Genomic DNA, 19,460 nt, shown 5'->3' with positions numbered 1-19,460 from the left:
GCCGTGCCGCCACCGGGTCGTGAGCCGTGGACTCCGGGAGGGCGTGAACCGGTGCGGGACGGAGCGGGGCCGGGTGGTGCGGGGTGCGGCGGAGGGCCGCCGCGCGGTCAGGATGCTTTCAGGATCCCGCTGGCAGGGTCGGGCCCCATGACTGAGACTTCCGAGACGTCCGGGGCGTACCCGCACACCGGTGCCGCCCCCGGCCACCGCCTGCGCTGGAACAAGGTTCCCGAGGTCACCGCGTACTTCTGGATCATCAAGGTGCTGTGCACCACGGTCGGCGAGACCGCGGCCGACCTCCTGAACGAGAAACTGGGCATGGGTCTGACCGGCGTGTCGCTGCTGATGAGCGCGCTGCTGGCGGTGGTGCTCGTCGTCCAGTTCCGCACCAGGGCCTACCACCCCGGCGTCTACTGGCTCGCCGTGGCCCTCATCAGCGTCGTCGGCACCCTGATCAGCGACAACCTGACCGACAACCTGGGCGTACCGCTGACCACCAGCACCGCTGTGTTCTCCGTCGCCCTCGCGATCGTCTTCGTCGTCTGGTACCGCCGCGAGCGCACGCTGTCCATCCACAGCATCGACACCGTGTCCCGCGAGGCCTACTACTGGCTGGCGGTCCTGTTCACCTTCGCGCTGGGCACCGCGGCCGGTGACCTGGTCGCCGAGAGGATGGCCCTCGGATACTGGGTCTCCGCCGTCCTGTTCGGCCTCGCCATCGCCGCCGTGGCCGTCGCGCGCTTCGCGCTCGGTCTGAACGCCGTCCTGGCCTTCTGGATCGCCTACATCCTGACCCGGCCGCTCGGCGCCTCGATCGGTGACTACCTCTCGCAGCCCACCGGTGACGGCGGCCTGGGCTTCGGCACCGTGATTACCAGCGTGCTGTTCCTGGCCGTCATCCTGGCCCTGGTGGTGTACCTCGCGACGACGCGCAAGGACGTCGTCGCCGAGCCCGAGCGAGCGCTCGGCCCGCGCGAGGGCTGACCCGCTCGGCCCGCGCGCGGGCCGACGCCGCTTGTGCATGTGTGTGTGGGGGGAGGTGGCCCATGGGCTCGCCGGGTCCATGGGCTCGCCGGGCCCACGGGCTCGTGGGGCTTGCGGGGCTCGCGGGAGAACCGAGTGCTCGGCCCGCCGTGAGGTGATCGTTCTGCCTCGGGAGGCCGGTGGCCCCGCGTGCGGGGAAGGCGACCGATCGGCCGGTGGGAGAACCGGGGAGCGGGTGCTCGGCCCGGCCCGTGGGAGAACCGGGAGCGGGTGCTCGGCCCGTGGGAGAACCGGGAGCGGGCGCTCGCGGCCCGTGGGAGAACCGGGACCGTGTCCTCGGCCCGCCCGCCGCAAGGCGCCCGCTCAGCCCGCGGGCAGGCTGACCACGAACACCGCGCCGGAGGTCTGCCGCGGGTCGTGGTGCACCTCCCCGCCGGCGGATCGGGCCAGACGTCGCGCGAGCGGCAGTCCCAGGCCCGCTCCGCCGTGTCCGTCCCCCGGATCGGCCCGACGGCCGGGCTGGAACAACTGCCCCTCGAACGACGGCGGTACGCCGGGGCCGTCGTCGATGACCTCGACGCGTACGCCGCCGGGCTCCCCGTGGGCCAGGATCCCGACCCTGGTGCGCGCGTGCCGCAACGCGTTGTCGAGCAGGGGGCTGACGATCCGCTCCAGGAGGGCGTCCGGCACCCCGGCCGAAAGCCCGGCGTCCGGAGCGGTGACGACGACCTCGACCCGCCCGCGCGCACTGCCGAGACGGTCCACCAGACGTCCGAGCACGGGCCCCACCGAGGCCGTACCGGGCACCGTGGACGCGCTGTCGCGGGCCTCGTCGAGCAGGGTGTCGCAGATCGTGCGCATCGACAGGGCCGCGTCGGCGACGGCCGCGTGGACGGCCAGGGTGTCCTCGGCGGAGCGCGGCCGGGCCCGCCACCAGTCGAGCTCGGCGACGATACGGGCGAGCGGATTGCGCAGCTCGTGCGACAGCTCCCGGGTGAGCTGACGCTCGTGGCGCAGCAGGGCCCGGATGCGGTCGAGGAGCGCGTCCAGCGAACCGCCCAGCCGGGCCAGTTCGGTGGGGCGGCCCGCACCGCCGAAACGTTCCTCGGAGGTGATGGCGCTCCATTGGGTGGCCTGCTCCGTCATCTCGCGTACGGGACGCAGCGCCCGTCCCACCGCCAGCCGGGTCAGCCCGTAGGTGCAGACGAGCATGGCGAAGTCGAGGACGAGGGAGGCGAGCAGCAGGGTGTCCGCCGAGCCGCGGTAGGGGGACAGGTCCAGCGCGGTGACGACGGCGGCGCCGCCCCTGCCGCCGGGCACCGGCTGGGAGCACAGCCGGACGGCGTGGTGACCGGGGGAGGTCACGCAGTGGCGGCCGCCGCGCGCCGCGAGCCGGCCGGCGGCACGGGTCAGGGGGCCGGTGCCGGTGGCGGACGAGGGCTTTTCGAGCAGCCTGCCGCCCGCGTAGATCCAGACGTTCGTGTCGAGGAGCTCCTCGCCCGGGGTCTCCAGGACCCGGACCCGCGAGGTGCTGGTGTCGACGGTCGCCGCGACGGCGGCGGCGCGGGTGCGCAGTTCGTCGTCCGCCTGGTGCTGGAGGTGATGTCGTACGACCGTGTTGAAGGCGACGGTGAGGATCACCATGAGGAGCGTCGCGGTGGTGAGCGCGACCAGCGAGAGCCGCCCGCGCAGGGTGCGTGGCCACCACCGGGCCGCGAAGCCCCTCATGACAGGCGGTGGCCGATGCCGCGCGCGGTGGTGACGGTCAGCGTGCTGCCGCCGTCCCGGAGCTTGCGGCGCAACCGGGTCAGATACTGGTCCAGGGTGTTGTCACTGACCTGGGCGCCCTCGGGCCAGGCCGCCCTGATCAGCTCCCGTCGGCGCACGATGTCCCCGGAGCCCGCCATCAGCGCCGCCAGCAGCCGGAACTCGGTCGGGGTGAGGGCGACCCGGTGGCCGCGTACGGTGAGGCCGTGCCCGACCGGGTCCAGGACGACGTCACCGGCCGTGGCGGACGGGAGGGACCCGCCGCGTCTGAGCGCCGCCCGCAGCCGGGCGGCCAGCTCGGTGAGGTGGAACGGCTTGGGCAGATAGTCGTCGCCACCGGCCGAGAAGCCCGCCAACCGGTCCGTGAGGTGATGGTGGGCCGTCAGGAAGATCACGGGGGAGGGAAAGCCGTTCGCCCGGAGCGCCTGGCACACGTCCCGCCCGTCCGCGTCGGGCAGCCCGACGTCGAGCACGGCCGCGGCGACCCCGGCCCCGGCTCCGGCCCCGGCCAGCCGCAGCGCGGTCGCGCCGTCCGGGGCGGGCAGGGTGTCGAAGCCCTCGTCGCGCAAGCCGCGCAGCAGGACGTCCCGCAGGGCGTGATCGTCCTCGACGACCAGGATCGTGTGGCGCATGGTCCTCCTTGGTCCTCCTCCAGCCGTTTTCGTTCCCTTACGGCGGTACGGCGGTACGGCGGTACGGCGGCGGTACGGCGGCGGCACGGCGTCGCGGGCGATGCGCGGGTGTCCGACGGGGTACGCCGTGCCGGTGCCGTCGCCGGTGCCGTCGCCGGTCACGTCTGTCCGGGGCGCTACGCCGGGGCCAGCAGCGGACGCAGCCGCGATTGCGTCAGCCGGCCCGCGAGCGGGTCGGAGACCCTGCCGAGGAACGCCGTCAGTGCTCTCGCGATCAGCGTGCCGACCAGGACGCCGGCCACCACGTCGTGCGGGTAGTGGGCGCCCACCCAGACCCGGGCGACGGCCATCGCGCAGGCTGCCACCAGGGCGACGGTGCCGAGCCGGCGGGAGACGCAGAGCAGGGCGATCGCGGCCGCGGCGGCGATGACCGCGTGATTGCTGGGGAACGACCAGTCGCCCGGCGCCGGACACGCCTCCAGCGTCCTCACCCGCAGGCTCCGACAGGGCCGGTCCTCGCGGACGAGCAGCTTGAACACCGAGTTCACCCCGTAGGCCACCACGACGATCACCGGCGCCATGAGCGCGATCACCGCGGCCCGGGCGCTGTGGTGCCGCGCCTGCCACCAGCCCAGGAGCATGAGGACGGCGAACACCGCGAGCCCGTACGTCGACCAGGCCCGCACCAGCGTGTCCAGCCACGACGGTGCGTCCTGGGCGAGGCCCACGACGTAGGTGTAGGAGGAGCCGTCGATCGACGACCCGTCGAACGCGAGCGTCATCCCTGTGCGCCCCTCTCCGCGGCGGCGGCCCTGCGCGAGCGGCGGAGCTCGGCGGCCAGCGGGATCAGCGACACGACGACGATCACGGCGATGATCGGCAGAAGGTACCGGTCGACGTTCGGAATGGACGAGCCCAGCGCGTACCCGGCGAGGGTGAGGCCGAGGCTCCAGACGAGGCCGCCGACGACCTGCCAGAGGGTGAACGTGCGGACGGGCACCTGGAGCGCGCCCGCCATCGGGTTCAGCACCGTGCGGACCACCGGCACGAAGCGGGCCAGCACGATCGCCTTCGCGTGCCCGTACCGTTCCAGCAGCTCCTCCGCGCGCTCCGCTCCCGCGTGCAACCGGGGCGAGCCGCTGCGGGCCAGCAGGGCGCCGCCCGCCTTGCGCCCGATGAGATAACCGCACTGGGCGCCGGCCAGCGCGCCGACCGCGGCGGCGACCAGCAGTGCGGGCAGCGACAGCTTCAGACCGCCCTGGCCCGACCCCGTGCAGAGCAGGCCCGCCGTGAACAGCAGCGAGTCACCGGGCAGGAAGAAGCCGATCAGCAGGCCCGTCTCCGCGAACATCACCACGCCCACCCCCAGTACGCCGAAGGCGGCGAGCAGGGACTGGGCGCTGAGCACGTTCACCGCGAGCTGTGACCCGAGATGTGTGGCGAGCTGTGACGCTGCGAACAAAGGTGCGGCCATCGTCGCGAGCCCTCTCATACTGGACAGGGACGGGTGTGGTCGTGACGACACCCGACTGACTACAATGTTGTAGACGGTCTACTGAACTGTAGACGATATCGGGGTGAGGATCGTTCCCATGACCAGCGCGAAGGACGAACGCCGGCCGGCGGGTGAGCTCGAGGCCTCCGTCATGGCCGCCCTCTGGGCCGCCGACGCACCCCTCACGCCGGGCGGGGTGCAGACGCGGCTGGGGACCGGTCTGGCCCGCACGACGGTGACGACGATCCTGTCCAGGCTGCACGAGAAGGGGATCGTCGGCCGGGAACGACAGGGCCGCGGCTTCGCCTACCACCCCGTCCAGGACCCGCACGGGCTCACCGCTCGCCGTATGCACACCGAGCTCGACCGGGACGAGGACCGCGAGACGGCGCTGGCCCGGTTCGTCGCCCAGCTCAGCCCCGACGACGAGCGTCTCCTGCGCGGCCTGCTGGAACCGGACGGGCATCCGGCATCGGACGGACAGCCGGCACCGGACGGGCAACCGGCACCGGACGGGCAACCGGCACCGGACGGGCATCCGGCATCGGACGGGCATCCGGCATCGGACGGACGGCCGACACTGGACGGACGGCCGACACTGGACGTGCAACCGGCACCGGACGGACGGCCGGCGTCAGGTGGACGCCCGGAACGCGGACGCGGCGAGCAGGACCAGTAACCGGAACCTGGCACGCAACTACGATCGGTGGGTCATGACCGCTCTGCTGCTCATCCCGCTCCTGGTGCCCTTCGCGGTACCGGCGGCGGCCCGGCGCTGCCTCGACCGGCTCACGCCGGTCGCCGCGCTGTGGGCGCTGACCCTCACGGTCCTCGTGCTGGCCGGCTCCTCCGTGGCCGCCCTCGGCGCACTGGTCCTCACCGGCCTGCTCAAGCTGCCGTTCCTCGCGGGCCTGGGCGACCTCGTCCAGCCGCTGCGCACCCCGTCCGACCTCGTCGTCCTCCCTCTGGCGACGGCCGCCACCGGCCTGCTGACCCTCGGCGCCGGCACCCTCGTCCGCTCCGCCCTGCGGCAGCTGCGCGCCTTCCGCGCGGCCCGCAGCGAGGCCGACGGCCGCCCCGCGGCGGGCGACCTGTGCGTGATCGAGTCGCCCCACCCGGACGCGTACGCGCTGCCCGGCCGCCCCCACCGCATCGTCGTCACGACGGGAATGCTCCGCAGCCTCGGCGCCGACGAACGAGAGGTGCTCTTCGCCCACGAGCGGGCCCACAACGCCGGCGGCCACCACCGTTTCCTCGTCCTCGCCGAGCTCGCGGCGCACTGCCATCCCGGGCTGCGTCCGGTCCGCGCGGTCATCGCGCTCGCCGCCGAACGCGCCGCCGACGAGGCCGCCGCCGCCGTGGTGGGGGACCGGCGGCTGACCGCGCGCGCCATCGCGCGTGCCGCCCTCGCCGCCTCCTCCGCCCGCTCCGGGCGCCCCGACTTCGCCCCCGCGGCCACCACCGGACCCGTGCCCCAGCGGGTCGCGGCCCTCCTCGCGGCTCCTGGGCAGCGCCGCCGCGCCGCCCCCTGGATCGCCCTTCTGCTGGCCGCCTGCGCGACCGCCTCGGCCGGCACGGCGGTCACCGGCGTCCTCGCCTTCCACCACGAGGTGGAGGTCGCCCAGGGCGAGGAGCCCCGCTGACGGTTCCCGCCACGGGCGCCGTTGCAGCGTCGGGGCCGGGGCGGGGCAGGGGCGGGGCAGGGATCGGTCGCGCGGAGCGTGAGCGCGTACGGTGGCCGGGGCGGCGACGGGGGAGACGGGCCGCCCGAGGCCCCGCGAGGTTGATGTCGGATTCTCGCCAGCCCCGCCCTCGCCCATGCCCGATCCTGGAGACATGCGGAACGGGATGCACACCGACACCGAGCGCTGCGTACGCGCCGTCCAGTCGAAGGACGCGCGCTTCGACGGCTGGTTCTTCACAGCGGTCCTGACCACCCGGATCTACTGCCGGCCCAGCTGCCCGGTCGTGCCGCCGAAGCCGGAGAACATGACGTTCCACCCGAGCGCGGCGGCCTGCCAGCAGGCCGGTTTCCGGGCCTGCAAGCGCTGCCGCCCGGACACCAGCCCCGGCTCGCCCGAGTGGAACCAGCGCGCCGACCTGGTGGCCCGCGCGATGCGTCTGATCGGCGACGGCGTCGTGGACCGCGAGGGCGTCCCCGGTCTGGCCGGCCGGCTCGGCTACAGCACCCGCCAGACGGAGCGGCAACTGCTGGCCGAGCTGGGCGCCGGGCCGCTCGCACTCGCCAGGGCGCAGCGCGCCCAGACCGCGCGCCTGCTCATCGAGACCACCCCGCTCCCGATGGCGGAGATCGCCTTCGCGGCCGGGTTCTCCTCGATCCGTACCTTCAACGACACCGTGCGCGAGGTCTTCGCCCTCTCACCGAGCGAACTGCGCGATCGTCTCCCGAGGAAACGGGCGGCGGCCGTCACGAGGGCGAACCGGGGAGCGACGACAGGCGGGGAGGCCGGAGCGAAGACGGGCGCCGGAGCGACGACGGGCGGCGGGACCCGGGCGGGCGCGACCGCACCCGCCGTACTGTGCCTGCGCCTGCCCTTCCGCGCCCCCCTCAACCCCGACAACCTGTTCGGCCACCTCGCGGCGACGGCCGTGCCCGGTGTCGAGGAATGGCGTGACGGCGCCTACCGGCGCACCCTGCGACTGCCCTACGGCCACGGCATCGTCGCGCTCACCCCGCACGCCGACCACATCGGCTGCCGCCTCACCCTCAGCGACCTGCGCGACCTGACCGTCGCCATCAGCCGCTGCCGCCGCATGCTCGACCTGGACGCCGACCCGGTCGCCGTCGACGACCAGTTGCGCACCGACCCGCTGCTCGCCCCGCTCGTCGACAAGGCGCCGGGGCGCCGGGTGCCGCGCACGGTGGACGAGGCGGAGTTCGCGGTGCGGGCCGTGCTCGGCCAGCAGGTCTCCACGGCCGCCGCCCGTACCCACGCCGCCCGTCTGGTCACCGCGCACGGTGAACCGGTCGAGGACCCCGAGGGCGGCCTCACCCACCTCTTCCCGTCCCCCGACGCGCTGGCCGCGCTCGACCCCGAGTCCCTCGCCATGCCGCGCACCCGCCGCACCACGTTCACCACGCTCGTGCGTCAACTGGCCGACGGGACGCTTCACTTGGGGGTGGAGAGCGACTGGGCGGAGGCGCGGGCCCGGCTCCTCGCCCTCCCCGGCTTCGGCCCCTGGACGGTCGACGTCATCGCGATGCGGGCCCTCGGCGACCCCGACGCGTTCCTCGCCACCGATCTCGGAGTCCGGCGAGCCGCCCAGGAGTTGGGCCTGCCCTCCACGCCCGCCGCCCTCACCGCCCGCGCGGCGGCATGGCGCCCGTGGCGGGCGTACGCGGTCCAGTACCTGTGGGCGACGGACAGCCACCCGATCAACTTCCTTCCCGTATGAGCCCGCCACGGGCCCGCACCAAGGACACGCAGTGAAACGACACACCGTCACCGACAGCCCCTACGGTCCCCTCACCCTCGTCGCCGATGACGGCCTCCTGTGCGGCCTCTACATGGTCGGCCAGCGCCACCGGCCGCCCCAGGAGGACTTCGGCGAGCGTGACGACACCCTCCTGGCCGAGCCGAAGCGCCAGCTCGCCGCCTATTTCGCGGGCGACCTGAAGGAGTTCGACGTGCCGATGCGCCTCGCCGGCACGCCCTTCCAGCGCAGGGTGTGGGACCAACTGGCCCGGATCCCCTACGGCGAGATCCGCTCGTACGGGGAACTCGCCGACGCCCTCGGCAACCCCAAGGCCTCCCGCGCGGTGGGCCTCGCCAACGGCAGGAACCCGGTCGGCATCATCGTGCCCTGCCACCGAGTGGTCGGCGCCGACGGAAGCCTCACGGGCTACGGCGGCGGCCTGGAGCGCAAGCGGCGCCTGCTGGACTTCGAGCGGGGCTCCGCCCTGTTCTAACCCGGCTGTTCCCCGGCGAGCGCGCCCAGCAGCGCCGGCAGCGCGGTGCCGATCGGCTCCCGTACGACCTGGTCGGCGCGGTCGTCGTACGGGGTCGGTTCGGCGTTGACGATGATCAGCCGGGCACCGTGGTCGGCGGCGACCCCGGCGAGTCCGGCGGCGGGCTGCACCTGGAGGCTGCTGCCGACGGCGATGAACACCTGGCTGGCCTTGGTGATCGCGAGGGCATCGCCGAGCACCACGGGGTCGAGCCGCTCGCCGAACATGACGGTCGCCGGTTTGAGGACGACCCGCCGCACTCCAGGCACGGCGGGTCGTCCTCGCCGGCCTCGACCCGTGCGAGCGCGTCCTCCATGGACCCGCGGGCACGGCACTCGGTGCACACGACACTGCGTGCGGTCCCGTGCAGCTCCAGCACCTTGCGTGCGGGCATCCCGGCGAGCTGGTGCAGCCCGTCCACGTTCTGTGTGATCACCCGCACGGGCACCCCGGACCGCTCCAGCTCGGCCACGGCCAAGTGCGCGGCGTTCGGCTCGGCTCGGAGGGCCTGGTTCTTCCGCCGCAACTGCCATGCCCCGCGCCGGATCTCGGGATCGCCCATGTAGTACTCGTACGTCACGAGCTTCTCGGCCTCGGGATCCTTCCGCCACAGGCCGTGGGGACCGCGGTAGTCGGGGATGCCGGAGTCGGTGGAGATACCCGCACCACTGAGGAGGGCGACGAGAGGCTTGGCCATGATGCCGAGCGTAGGTCGCCCGCCCGACCGCCGCGAGTGGATATAGGGTGCGCCGGAGCGAGGGGGCGCGGGGCCGCGGGGCCGTGATCCATCGGCCGACGCGTATGAGGCCGCTGTGAATTCCCGAGGCGCTTGAACGCCCCCGGGCCCCTCTACGTATGGCAGGGGGGATTTCCATGCCGGGCCTGTTACGAGGCGTAGGAGTACACACGTGAGACGGAACACGCGCAGACGCCCCACAGGGGCACGGCGTGCGACATTTGCCGCAGCCGCGCTGATATTGGGCGGAGGTGGGCTGGTAGCGGTGAACGTCTACGCGTCGGCCACCGAGAGCTGGGGCGGTGGATCCGGGCAGCAGAACGAGACCAAGGCGGCCGGAGCCGCCACGATCGACTGCCCGGACGTGGGCAGCAAGCTCACGGAGGTGCCGGAGGCTGCGAAGACGGAGGTCGACAACCAACTCGCCCTCCTCGACCAGCAGATCTCCGAGGCGTACGCACGCCTCGCCTCGGCGGAGCAGGCCCAGAAGCAGGACCCGAGCTTCGTGCAGAACGCGGTCCTCGGCCCGCTGAAGGAGAAGCGGGGCGCGGTCATCGACCGCATCAAGATCGGTTTCAAGAACGCGGGCGCCGAGGCCCCGAACATGCTCGACGGTGCCGCCACCTGCACCGCGGTTCCCGCCACCCCGGTCCAGGACAACACCGGTGACCAGAACGGCGACGGACAGCAGCAGGGCGACAACGGCGGCGGCCAGCAGCAGAACGGCAACGGCCAGCAGGGCAACGGCCAGCAGGGCGGCGGCGCTTCGCCCGTCAGCGGGCCCGTCGCCGCGGACTTCGTGGACATCACGACGGTCCAGCCGAACGTGCAGCAGAAGCCGGGCAACGGCGGCGGCGCCTCGACGGGTACGTTCACGAGCACGTGCGGGGTGAACGCCAACAAGAAGTTCAACACCGACAACGTGATCGTCGCTCCCGGTGTCGCCAACGGCGCCCACCACCTGCACGACTACGTCGGCAACCAGTCGAACGACGCGTTCGCCAGCAACGACGACCTCGCCGGCGGCGACACCACGTGCAAGAACCAGGGTGACAAGTCCACGTACTACTGGCCTGTGCTCCGTGTGCAGGACGGCACGCAGGAGTTCGACGCCGACCGCAACGGCGGTGGTCTGGAAGGCAACATCGGCAAGGTCCTGCAGGCCAAGCAGGCACAGATCGAGTTCGTGGGCTCTCCGCAGAGCAAGGTCGTCGAGATGCCGACCTTCCTGCGCATCATCACCGGTGACGCGAAGGCCTTCGTCAACGGCCCCGCGAACGCCAACGCGCACTGGAGCTGCACCGGGTTCGAGGACAAGGTGCAGTTGACGGACAAGTACCCGATCTGCCCCCAGGGCAGCAGCGTGATACGGAAGTTCGCCTTCCAGAGCTGCTGGGACGGCCAGAACATCGACAGCGCCAACCACCGCACGCACGTGGCCTTCGCCGACGCGAACGGCAACTGCGCGGGCGGTTTCAAGGCGATCCCGCAGCTGACGATGCGGCTGGTCTACGACGTTCCGCAGCCGACCATCGAGAACGGCCAGGTGAAGAACCCGTACGCCGTGGACGGGTTCCCCGAGCAGCTGCACAAGCCCATCACCGACCACGACGACTTCATCAACGTCTTCGACGCGAACCTGATGCGGGAGATGGTGGACTGCATCAACACCGGCAAGCAGTGCGTCGACGGTACCGGTAACGGTGGCGGCGACAACGGCAACGGTGGCGCGGGCGGCAACGGTGGTGCCGGTGGCGACAACGGCAACGCCAACGGTGGCAATGCCGGCGGCAACGGCGGTGCCGGCGGCGACAACGGCAACGCCAACGGTGGTGCCGGCGCCAACGGTGGCAATGGCGGCGGCAACGGTGGGAACGCCGGCAACGGCGGCAACGCCGGTGGCGGTTCCGATGAGCCGACGAAGGACGCCCCGACCCCGAGCGCCGATCCCACCTCCGGTGGAGACGCCGGGGCCGACCCCGGTACCCCCGCGGCGACGCAGCGGCCCAAGCCCCCGGCCACCACGCGCGGTGCCGAACCGCAGGACGGCGGCTCGGGCGGCGACCAGGGCGGCGTCGTACCCAAGGCGGACACGACGACCCCGGCAGCGGGGAACGACGCGCCCGACGCGGGCAAGGCCGACGACCAGGGCGGCGCGGCCGACACCGGGCAGACGCCGGCCACGAGCGGAGACGCCCCGGCCGCGCAGGTGTCGTCGCAGGCCCAGGCGCAGACCGAACCGCAGACGGTCGCGAGCGGCGACCTGGCCGAGACCGGCACGACCTTGTGGCCGGCCGCGGGCGGCGGGGTGCTCGTGATCGCGGGCCTGGTGCTCCTGCGCCGGATCAGGCGCAGCACCGTGTGACATCGCCCCCCCGGGTGACCCATGAGACGACGCCCGTACCCGCGACTTCGCGGGTACGGGCGTCGTCGCCGTCGTGGGCGTGCGTCCAGCCGTCCAGTCGCGGCGGACCCCGGCCGCGACGCCCGGTACCGGGGCCGGCGCCACCCGGCCGCCAAGGCACCGCGCCCCGGCGTCACCTGCTCCTGACGATGCTCCCGACGGCAGGCACTAGCCCACCCGGTGCCCGTTCTCGAGTTCCGCCGTTCCCGAGCCCTCGGACAGGATGTCGAGCGCGACCAGTACCCGGCGGCCGAACGCACCTGACAGATGGTCGGCCAGTTCCTCGCGCGACACCAGGCGCCAGGACAGCAACTCCTCCTCCTGCAGCCGGATCGCCTTGAGCTGCCCCTCGTCGAGGACCCCGCCGTCGTACAGGTAGGCGACCAGCGGGGGCCGCCCGGTCCCGCTCACCCAGTCGACCGTGAGCAGCCGGCCCGGTTCGATGTCGAGGCCGATCTCCTCCGCGGTCTCGCGGCGGGCACCCTGGCGCGGGGTCTCCCCGTCGTCCGACTCGACGGTGCCGCCCGGAAGGGCCCAGCCCTCACGGTAGTTGGGTTCGACGAGCAGGATCCGTCCGTCGGCGTCGCGGAAGAGCACGGCGGCACCGGCGAGGACGCGGGGCAGACCCGCGATGTACGTGGCGAAGTCCGGAGTGGTCATCCACGAAGCGTAACGAGCCCACGCGGTCGCCCGTCGGACGCCCCGACCGCTTCGGACCCCGTCACCTTCCTCAAGCTCCCGCTCCGGCTCCGGCTCCGGCTCAGGCTCCGGCTCCCGCTTCGGTCGCGGTCTCCGCGAGCGTGACCGTGCGCGCGGCCAGTTCACTGATCCGTACACCGTCGAAGCCGAAGACCGCGCTGCGCACCGTGTCCTCCAAGGGGTCCTTCCACTGTGCGGGGACGGCCTCGGCCCCGCACAGGACCCCGGCGACCGAACCCGCCGTCGCCCCGTTCGAGTCGGTGTCCAGGCCGCCGCGGACGGTCAGGGTGACGGTGCGGGTGAAGTCGCCGTCGCCGTACAGGAGTCCGGCCGTGAGGACGGCGGCGTTCGGGATCGTATGGATCCAGCCGAGCCCGGCGGTCTCCTCCGACACGGTGCTCAGCGTGTCCTCCCAGGTCATCCTGGTCTCGTGGAGCGTGAGCACCCGGCGCACGGTGCGTGCGAGGCGGCTGCTCGCGGGGATCACGGTCAGCGCCGTGTCGAGCGCCTGCCGCACGGTGGGCGCGGTGAAGGCGGCGGAGACCAGCGCAGCCGCCCACATGGCGCCGTACACGCCGTTGCCGGTGTGGGACAGCACGGCGTCCCTGCGGGCCAGGGAGGCCGCACGGCGCGGCACCCCAGGACAGGTCCAGCCGTAGATGTCGGCGCGGATCAGGGCGCCGATCCACTCCTGGTACGGGTTGTCGTAGGTGGCGGTGAGGGGCGGCTTGATGCCCGCCGCGAGGTTGCGGTACGCCGCTCGTTCCGCGGTGAAGGTCTGCAGGTAGGGCAGCCGCAGCAGCCACAGGTCGCCGACCTGCTCGGTGCTGAAGCCGAAGCCGTGCGTCTCCAGCAGGTCGAGACCGAGGATCGCGTAGTCGACGTCGTCGTCCCGGCAACTGCCGTGGATACGGCCGCGCACGCACTGCCGCCACTCGGGCCGCAGCGCGAACTCGTCGCTCTCGCCCTCGCCGTCGTCGCTGTCGGCGGGACCGGGAAGGTAGTCGGTGAGCGGCAGGGCGGCAGCCCGTCGCAGATAGCGGTCGATGCGGTCCCGCGTCCAGTGGTCGCCCTGCTCGACCGGTTTGCCGAGCATGTTGCCCGCGATCCGGCCCAGCCAGCCCCCGAGGACGCGGTCCGCGAGCTCAGTGCCCACAGGGGTCATGTTTCCGGTCTACCCGATTCCGGCCGCCGCCGTGCGGTGTTCCGGGGGCCGGTCGGAGCATGACGGCGGGGTCGTCCTGCGGTTAAGGTCGCAGCGGCGCGACTGCCTTGACGTGTGCGAGGCCGGAAAGCAAGGGGAAATGCAAGGTGGCGGACTCTGCCGAGAAGACGACACGCACGGGCGACCGGCGTGATCCGCGGGTGCTGATCGCCGCGGACAAGTTCAAGGGCTCGCTGACCGCCGTCGAGGTCGCGGAGCGGGTGACGGCCGGGCTGCGCCGGGTGGCGCCGGCCGCCGTGATCGAGTCGCTGCCGGTGGCCGACGGCGGCGACGGCACCGTCGACGCGGCGGTCGCGGCCGGTTTCGAGCGCCGCGAGGTACGGGTCGCCGGGCCCCTGGGGGACGAGGTGACGGCCGCCTTCGCGCTGCGGGGAGACACCGCGGTCGTCGAGATGGCGGAGGCCAGCGGGCTGCAGCGGCTGCCCGCCGGGACCTTCGCACCGCTCACCGCGTCCACGTACGGCTCCGGGGAACTGCTGCGTGCCGCGCTGGACGCCGGAGCGCGCACGATCGTGTTCGGTGTCGGCGGCAGCGCCACGACGGACGGTGGCGCGGGCATGCTGGCCGCGCTGGGGGCGCGCTTCCTCGACGCGGACGGCGAGCGGGTGGCGCCGGGCGGTGCGGCGCTCGGCGGCATGGTGACCGCGGACCTGTCCGGTCTGGACGACCGGCTCTCCTCGGTCGACCTCGTCCTCGCCAGCGACGTGGACAACCCGCTGACGGGTCCCAAGGGTGCCCCGGCCGTGTACGGCCCCCAGAAGGGCGCGAGCCCGGACGACGTGGTGGTGCTGGACGCCGCGCTCGCCCACTTCACCGCCGTCCTGGAGAAGGCGATCGGTTCCCGGGCCGCCGAGTGCGCGGCCGCGCCCGGTGCCGGAGCGGCGGGCGGCATCGGGTACGGAGCGCTCGTCGTCGGTGCGCGGTTCCGTCCCGGCATCGAGGTCATGCTCGACGTCCTCGGCTTCGCGCCGGCCCTCGACCGGGTGGACCTCGTCATCACCGGTGAGGGCTCGCTCGACGAGCAGACCCTGCACGGCAAGGCCCCGGCGGGGGTCGCGGCGGCCGCGCGTGCGGCGGGCAAGGAGGTCGTCGCGGTCTGCGGGCGGCTCGCCCTGCCCCCGGAAGCGCTCGGGCGGGCCGGCATCCGGCGGGCGTACCCGCTCACCGACGTCGAGCCGGACATCGCGAAGTGCATCGCGGACGCGGGTCCGATCCTGGAGCGCGTCGCGGAGAACATCGGACGCGACTTCCTCATCTGAGCGATGGGAACCCCTCGGCCGACGGGACCTCCTCGGCCGACGGGACCCCCTCGGCCGACGGGTCCCTCTCGGCGGGAGGGGACCCGCTCGGCCGGTCGGGCGACGTCCTCGCCCGACCGGTGGGGCTTCCTCGACCCGGCCGAGCCGACGGCCCTTCGAGGCCGCGCGCAGGAGCCCCCGCCGTGGAGGCAGGGCAGGGTCCCCGCACCCGTACCGCCCGCCCCGTACCGCACGCCCCGGTACCGGCCCCCCTCACCCCGCAGTCGCGCCCCCCGACAACCGGTACGCGTCCAGGGCCAGCGTCATCTCGATCAGGTCCCGGGGCCGGGCCAGGGAGCGTGACGTCAGTTGTTCCAGCCGTCGCAGCCGGTTGAAGACCGTGTTGCGGTGGCAGTACAGACGCCCCGCGGCCCGCCCGGCGGAGCCCTCGCACAGCAGCCACACGTCGAGGGTCTCCAGCAGCACCGCCCGGTCGGACGGCTCCAGTTCCAGCAGCGCCCCGAACACGTCCGCCACCAGCCGCCCGGCCAGCTCCGGCTGGGTCACCACGAGCGCGGTCGGTATCCGCTGGTCGAGACGTACGACCTCCGTCGAGTCCGCCGTACAGGTGCGCAACGCCAGCTCGGCCAGCCTCCGCGCGCGCCCCAGTTCACCGAGGCCCGCCACCACCGGACTGATACCGCCCGGCCCCGAGCACCGGCCGTGCAGCAGCCGCACCACCCGGTCCAGATCCCCGTCGGCACCCAGCGCCACCACGCCGACCTCGCAGTCCGCCCGCATCCGCCAGATGAAGCGCAGCCCCCCGCTCTGTACGGGCCGGGGGACCGCCTCCCGTAAGTCCCGGCGCTCCGGGCGCAGGACCACCACGGCGTACGGTGCCTGTTCGGGCAGATCGAGCCCCGCCGCGGCCCGCGCCGCTAGTCCGGGTGCCTCCTGCCCCTCCAACAGGGCGTCGAGCAGCGCCTGGAGCTGTTCGTCGGTGCGCCGCCGCAGCTCCCGCTCGGTGGCCCGGTACGCCTCCGACGCGGCGACCGTCTGGGCGTCCACGGCCGACCACACCATCGTCGCCGAACGCATCAGGACCGCCAACCGCTCCGGTTCCCGGCCCACCGGTCCCTCCAGGAGCGCGTCCCACACGAGATAGCCCGCGGCGCGGTAGGCGTGCACGAGCAGTTCCAACGGCAGCCCCTGCAGGGCCCGCCGGCGCCCCGCCTTCTCGGCGTGCTCCAGATCGCGGCGCGGCGAGGCCCGTGGCGCCGAGATCGTCTCGATGCCGATGCGCATGGCCGTCTCGGCCTCCCGCCACTGCTGGTCCTGCGGCAGCACCTGCGCGTAGACGGGCGAGTACTCGGCGAGCTGTCGCAGGTGCTGGTCGACGAGCTCGGGCAGTCGTTCCAGCAGAGCCCCGCAGGACTCCGCAAGCAGCTTCCAGTCATGACCGGTCCGCGGTCTGCGCCCTCCCATGGGCGGAGGATGCCATCCCCGCACCGCCCCGCACAGGCCCCTGACACGCAGCGTTGTGCGCGCGCACAACGGGCGGCCACGACCTCTGGGCACCCGCCGCGATTCGCCCGCCCCCCGTGGACGGACGCTCCCCGCCGGTGCTGAGGTGAGCGCCACACCGAGCGAGAACAACCGAACCAACCGGGAGAACGACCGGGAGAACGACCGGGCAAGGACAACGGACCGAGCAAGGACAAGGGAGGTGCCATGGGCGGTTCCGCTCTGCTCGTACGGAACCTGTCGGTCGGATACGGACCCGTGCGCGCACTGCGCCAGGTGTCGCTGGACGTACCGGAAGGTGCCGTGGTCACGGTCCTGGGCAGCAACGGCGCGGGCAAGTCGACGCTGCTGCGTGCCGTGTGCCGGACCCTCTCCTTCCACGGAGGAGCCGTGACCGAGGGATCCGTCAGCCTGGGCGGGCGCCCTCTCGACCGGCTGCCGCCGGACCGGGTGGTCGCCGCGGGGGTGTCCCAAGTGCCTGAGGGCAGGCGGGTGTTCGCCCGGATGACGGTCGCCGACAACCTGCGGGCCGGAGCGCTCGGCGCCACCGGTGGCCGGGCGGACCGGGCCCGGGCGCTGCGCCGCGTGCACGACCTGTTCCCCGTGCTGGCCGAGCGCGCCCAGCAGCGCGCCGGGCTGCTGTCGGGCGGCGAGCAGCAGATGCTCGCGGTCGGACGGGCCCTCATGGGCGCCCCGAAGGTGCTCCTCCTCGACGAGCCGTCGCTCGGACTCGCCCCGCTGATGGCCGCCCGGATCGCCGACACCGTACGGGAGATCAACGAGCAGGGCACCTCCGTCCTCCTCGTCGAGCAGAACGCCGCCCTGGCCCTCCGACTCGCCACCCACGCCTATGTCCTGGAGGTCGGAGAGGTGACCCTCTCGGGCCCCGCCGCCGAGCTGGCCGCCTCCGACGAGGTGCGCCGCCGCTATCTGGGCGTGGTCGACGAGGACGCAGCGGCCGACGCGTCACGAGCGCGCGGCGCGCTGCCGGCCCTGCCGCGCTGGAAGGGGTGAGCAACGTCGTGGACAGACCCGAAACCGCGCCGACGGCCCCCGAAACGCCCGTACTTGCCGCAGACTTTGTCGTCCCTCCGCTCCACATAAGGGAGTTGACGGTCCGGTTCGCCGGCCTGACCGCGCTGGACGCGGTGAGTCTCACCGTGCGCCCCGGCACCGTGCACGCCGTCATCGGACCCAACGGCGCCGGAAAGTCCACCTGTTTCAACGTCCTCTCCGGTGTCTACCGGCCGGCGTCGGGAAGCGTCCGCTTCGGCGAGCACGAACTGACCGGCCTGCCACCGCACCGCATCGCGGCCCTCGGCGTCGCCCGGATCTTCCAGAACCTCGCCCTGCCGCCCCGCGTCACGGTCGAGGACAGCCTGCTGCTCGGCCGGCACCGGCTGACCCGTACCGGATTCCTCGCCGCGGGACTACGGCTGCCCGCCGCCGCCCGCGAGGAGCGCCGGCACCGTGAACGCGTGCGTGAGATCGCCGCGTTCGTCGGTCTGGAGCGGCAGCTCGGCCGGCCGGCCGGCTCGCTCCCGTACGGGCAGCAGAAGCTCGCCGAACTCGCCCGCGCCCTGTGCATGGAGCCCCGGCTCCTGCTGCTCGACGAACCCGTCGCGGGCATGACCGCCGACGAGCGGCGCCGTACCGCCGAGGTGATCGCGGGCGTCCGCGACAGCCTCGGCATCTCGATCGTGCTGGTGGAACACGACATGGGGGTGGTGATGCGGCTCGCGGACGCGGTGACCGTACTCGACTTCGGACGCCGGATCGCCGACGGCGCCCCCGCCGACGTGCAGAACGACCCCGCGGTCGTCCGCGCCTATCTGGGCGAACGCCCCGACGCAGAGGAGACCGACCGATGAGCACGTTCGCCGAGCTCCTCCTCAACGGAGTCTCGCTGGGCTCCGTCTACGCCCTGATCGCCCTCGGCTTCGTCGTGATCTTCCGGGCCACCGAGGTCGTCAACTTCGCCCACGCCTCGCTGCTCCTCGCGGGCGGCTACATCACCGCGTCCCTGCACGACGACATCGGCTTCTGGCCCGCGCTGCTCGTCGGCATCGCCGGCGCCGCCCTGGTCGGTGCCGCCGTGGAGTTCCTGGTGATGCGCCGCTACCGGGGCTCCGACCACAGTGTCCTCGCCATCGTCACCATCGGCGTGGACATCCTGCTCACCACCGAACTGACCCGTCGTATCGGCACGAATGTCCTGAGCCCCGGCGATCCGTGGGGAGACGCCGTGCTCACCGTCGGGCCGGTCTCCCTCGCGCACACCCGGATCGCCGCGTTCGCCGCCGCGGCCCTGCTCATCACGGTCTTCCTGCTGGTCTTCCGCTACACGTCTTGGGGCGTGGCGATGCGCGCGGCCGCCGAGAGCCCCGAGACCGCGGCCCTGATGGGCGTGCGGCTGGGCCGGGTGTCGCTCGGGGCCTGGGCCGTCGCCGGGGGACTGGCCGCCGTCGCGGCGCTGTTCCTCACCGTCTTCCCGACGCCCGGCCTGGAGCGCGCCACCTCCCTCGCCGCGCTCAAGGCGTTCCCCGCGGCGATCCTCGGCGGCCTCGACTCGACGACGGGCGCGCTGGTGGGCGGCCTGCTCGTCGGCATCACCGAGTCCCTGGCCACCGGTTACCAGAGCGATCTCAGCTTCCTCGGGCGCGGTCTCGGAGACCTCGCGCCCTACCTGGTGATGGTCGCGATCCTGCTCGTCCGGCCCGCCGGGCTGTTCGGTACGAAGGAGCTCGCCCGTGTCTGAGGTCCTCGCCCGCGAAGAGACGGCCGGT

The 19,460-nt window shown here is 73.3% G+C and carries 16 protein-coding genes and 2 pseudogenes; 10 read left to right on the top strand and 8 right to left on the bottom strand.

Annotated elements, in window-relative coordinates; genetic code table 11:
* Positions 1-147 precede the first annotated feature (147 nt).
* Complete coding sequence (locus OG199_RS10345; protein ID WP_401805827.1) at positions 148-984, top strand: hypothetical protein; 837 nt, start codon at positions 148-150, stop codon at positions 982-984.
* A gap of 363 nt (positions 985-1,347) precedes the next feature.
* Here OG199_RS10345 and OG199_RS10340 read toward each other — a convergent pair whose 3' ends face one another.
* The 4 genes from OG199_RS10340 to OG199_RS10325 form a co-directional block, all read right to left on the bottom strand.
* On the bottom strand, positions 1,348-2,712 hold the full coding sequence (locus tag OG199_RS10340; RefSeq protein WP_401805829.1) for a sensor histidine kinase: 1,365 nt from the start codon (positions 2,710-2,712) through the stop codon (positions 1,348-1,350).
* On the bottom strand, positions 2,709-3,383 hold the full coding sequence (locus tag OG199_RS10335) for a response regulator transcription factor (RefSeq protein WP_401805831.1): 675 nt from the start codon (positions 3,381-3,383) through the stop codon (positions 2,709-2,711). Before OG199_RS10335 ends, OG199_RS10340 begins: the two co-directional genes overlap by 4 nt.
* Positions 3,384-3,559: 176 nt before the next feature.
* Positions 3,560-4,165 (bottom strand): phosphatase PAP2 family protein, encoded by a 606-nt coding sequence (locus OG199_RS10330; RefSeq protein ID WP_356798305.1) that lies wholly within the window; start codon positions 4,163-4,165, stop codon positions 3,560-3,562.
* Positions 4,162-4,857 (bottom strand): DedA family protein, encoded by a 696-nt coding sequence (locus OG199_RS10325; RefSeq protein ID WP_401805833.1) that lies wholly within the window; start codon positions 4,855-4,857, stop codon positions 4,162-4,164. Before OG199_RS10325 ends, OG199_RS10330 begins: the two co-directional genes overlap by 4 nt.
* Before the next feature lie 118 nt (positions 4,858-4,975).
* On the opposite strand from OG199_RS10325, the pseudogene OG199_RS10320 reads away from it, so the two are divergent.
* The 4 genes and pseudogenes from OG199_RS10320 to OG199_RS10305 form a co-directional block, all read left to right on the top strand.
* A pseudogene (locus OG199_RS10320) lies at positions 4,976-5,338 on the top strand (BlaI/MecI/CopY family transcriptional regulator); the annotation flags it as partial.
* A gap of 253 nt (positions 5,339-5,591) precedes the next feature.
* Entirely contained in the window at positions 5,592-6,521 is a 930-nt protein-coding gene (locus tag OG199_RS10315; protein ID WP_356798301.1) for a M48 family metalloprotease, read from the top strand.
* A gap of 193 nt (positions 6,522-6,714) precedes the next feature.
* Positions 6,715-8,295, top strand: a complete 1,581-nt coding sequence (locus OG199_RS10310; RefSeq protein ID WP_356798299.1) for an AlkA N-terminal domain-containing protein — start codon at positions 6,715-6,717, stop codon at positions 8,293-8,295.
* Positions 8,296-8,326: 31 nt separating this feature from the next.
* A complete protein-coding gene (locus OG199_RS10305; RefSeq protein ID WP_356798297.1) occupies positions 8,327-8,809 on the top strand; it encodes a methylated-DNA--[protein]-cysteine S-methyltransferase in 483 nt (160 codons plus the stop codon).
* Here OG199_RS10305 and OG199_RS10300 read toward each other — a convergent pair.
* A pseudogene (locus tag OG199_RS10300) lies at positions 8,806-9,545 on the bottom strand (SIR2 family NAD-dependent protein deacylase). The gene OG199_RS10305 and the pseudogene OG199_RS10300 overlap by 4 nt on opposite strands.
* A 304-nt stretch (positions 9,546-9,849) precedes the next feature.
* On the opposite strand from OG199_RS10300, the gene OG199_RS10295 reads away from it, so the two are divergent.
* Positions 9,850-11,949 carry a DUF1996 domain-containing protein gene (locus OG199_RS10295; RefSeq protein WP_405829170.1) on the top strand — a complete coding sequence of 700 codons (2,100 nt, stop codon included), beginning with the start codon at positions 9,850-9,852 and terminating at the stop codon, positions 11,947-11,949.
* 207 nt (positions 11,950-12,156) lie between these two features.
* On the opposite strand, the gene OG199_RS10290 is transcribed toward OG199_RS10295, so the two are convergent.
* A complete protein-coding gene (locus OG199_RS10290; RefSeq protein ID WP_356798291.1) occupies positions 12,157-12,648 on the bottom strand; it encodes an NUDIX hydrolase in 492 nt (163 codons plus the stop codon).
* A gap of 100 nt (positions 12,649-12,748) precedes the next feature.
* Complete coding sequence (locus OG199_RS10285; RefSeq protein ID WP_405829168.1) at positions 12,749-13,852, bottom strand: ADP-ribosylglycohydrolase family protein; 1,104 nt, start codon at positions 13,850-13,852, stop codon at positions 12,749-12,751.
* Between the two features lie 146 nt (positions 13,853-13,998).
* Here OG199_RS10285 and OG199_RS10280 point away from each other — a divergent pair, with 146 nt between their 5' ends.
* Positions 13,999-15,171, top strand: coding sequence for a glycerate kinase (locus tag OG199_RS10280; RefSeq protein WP_405829166.1), 1,173 nt, complete (start codon positions 13,999-14,001; stop codon positions 15,169-15,171).
* A 252-nt stretch (positions 15,172-15,423) separates the two neighbouring features.
* Here the strand turns inward: OG199_RS10280 and OG199_RS10275 are convergent, their stop codons facing one another.
* A complete protein-coding gene (locus OG199_RS10275; RefSeq protein ID WP_356798287.1) occupies positions 15,424-16,635 on the bottom strand; it encodes a helix-turn-helix domain-containing protein in 1,212 nt (403 codons plus the stop codon).
* A 246-nt stretch (positions 16,636-16,881) separates the two neighbouring features.
* On the opposite strand from OG199_RS10275, the gene OG199_RS10270 reads away from it, so the two are divergent.
* From OG199_RS10270 to OG199_RS10260, 3 genes are all read left to right on the top strand, one after another.
* Complete coding sequence (locus tag OG199_RS10270) at positions 16,882-17,688, top strand: ABC transporter ATP-binding protein (RefSeq protein WP_401805848.1); 807 nt, start codon at positions 16,882-16,884, stop codon at positions 17,686-17,688.
* Positions 17,689-17,774: 86 nt separating this feature from the next.
* On the top strand, positions 17,775-18,545 hold the full coding sequence (locus tag OG199_RS10265) for an ABC transporter ATP-binding protein (RefSeq protein WP_356798364.1): 771 nt from the start codon (positions 17,775-17,777) through the stop codon (positions 18,543-18,545).
* Positions 18,542-19,432 (top strand): branched-chain amino acid ABC transporter permease, encoded by an 891-nt coding sequence (locus OG199_RS10260; RefSeq protein ID WP_405829163.1) that lies wholly within the window; start codon positions 18,542-18,544, stop codon positions 19,430-19,432. The genes OG199_RS10265 and OG199_RS10260 overlap by 4 nt, the downstream gene beginning before the upstream one ends.
* Positions 19,433-19,460: the final 28 nt, after the last annotated feature.

Source organism: Streptomyces sp. NBC_01176, from assembly GCF_045039825.1.
Lineage (GTDB): Bacteria > Actinomycetota > Actinomycetes > Streptomycetales > Streptomycetaceae > Streptomyces.
The sequence above is the reverse complement of the archived record's forward strand: the minus strand, read 5'-3'. Positions and strand labels throughout refer to the sequence as shown.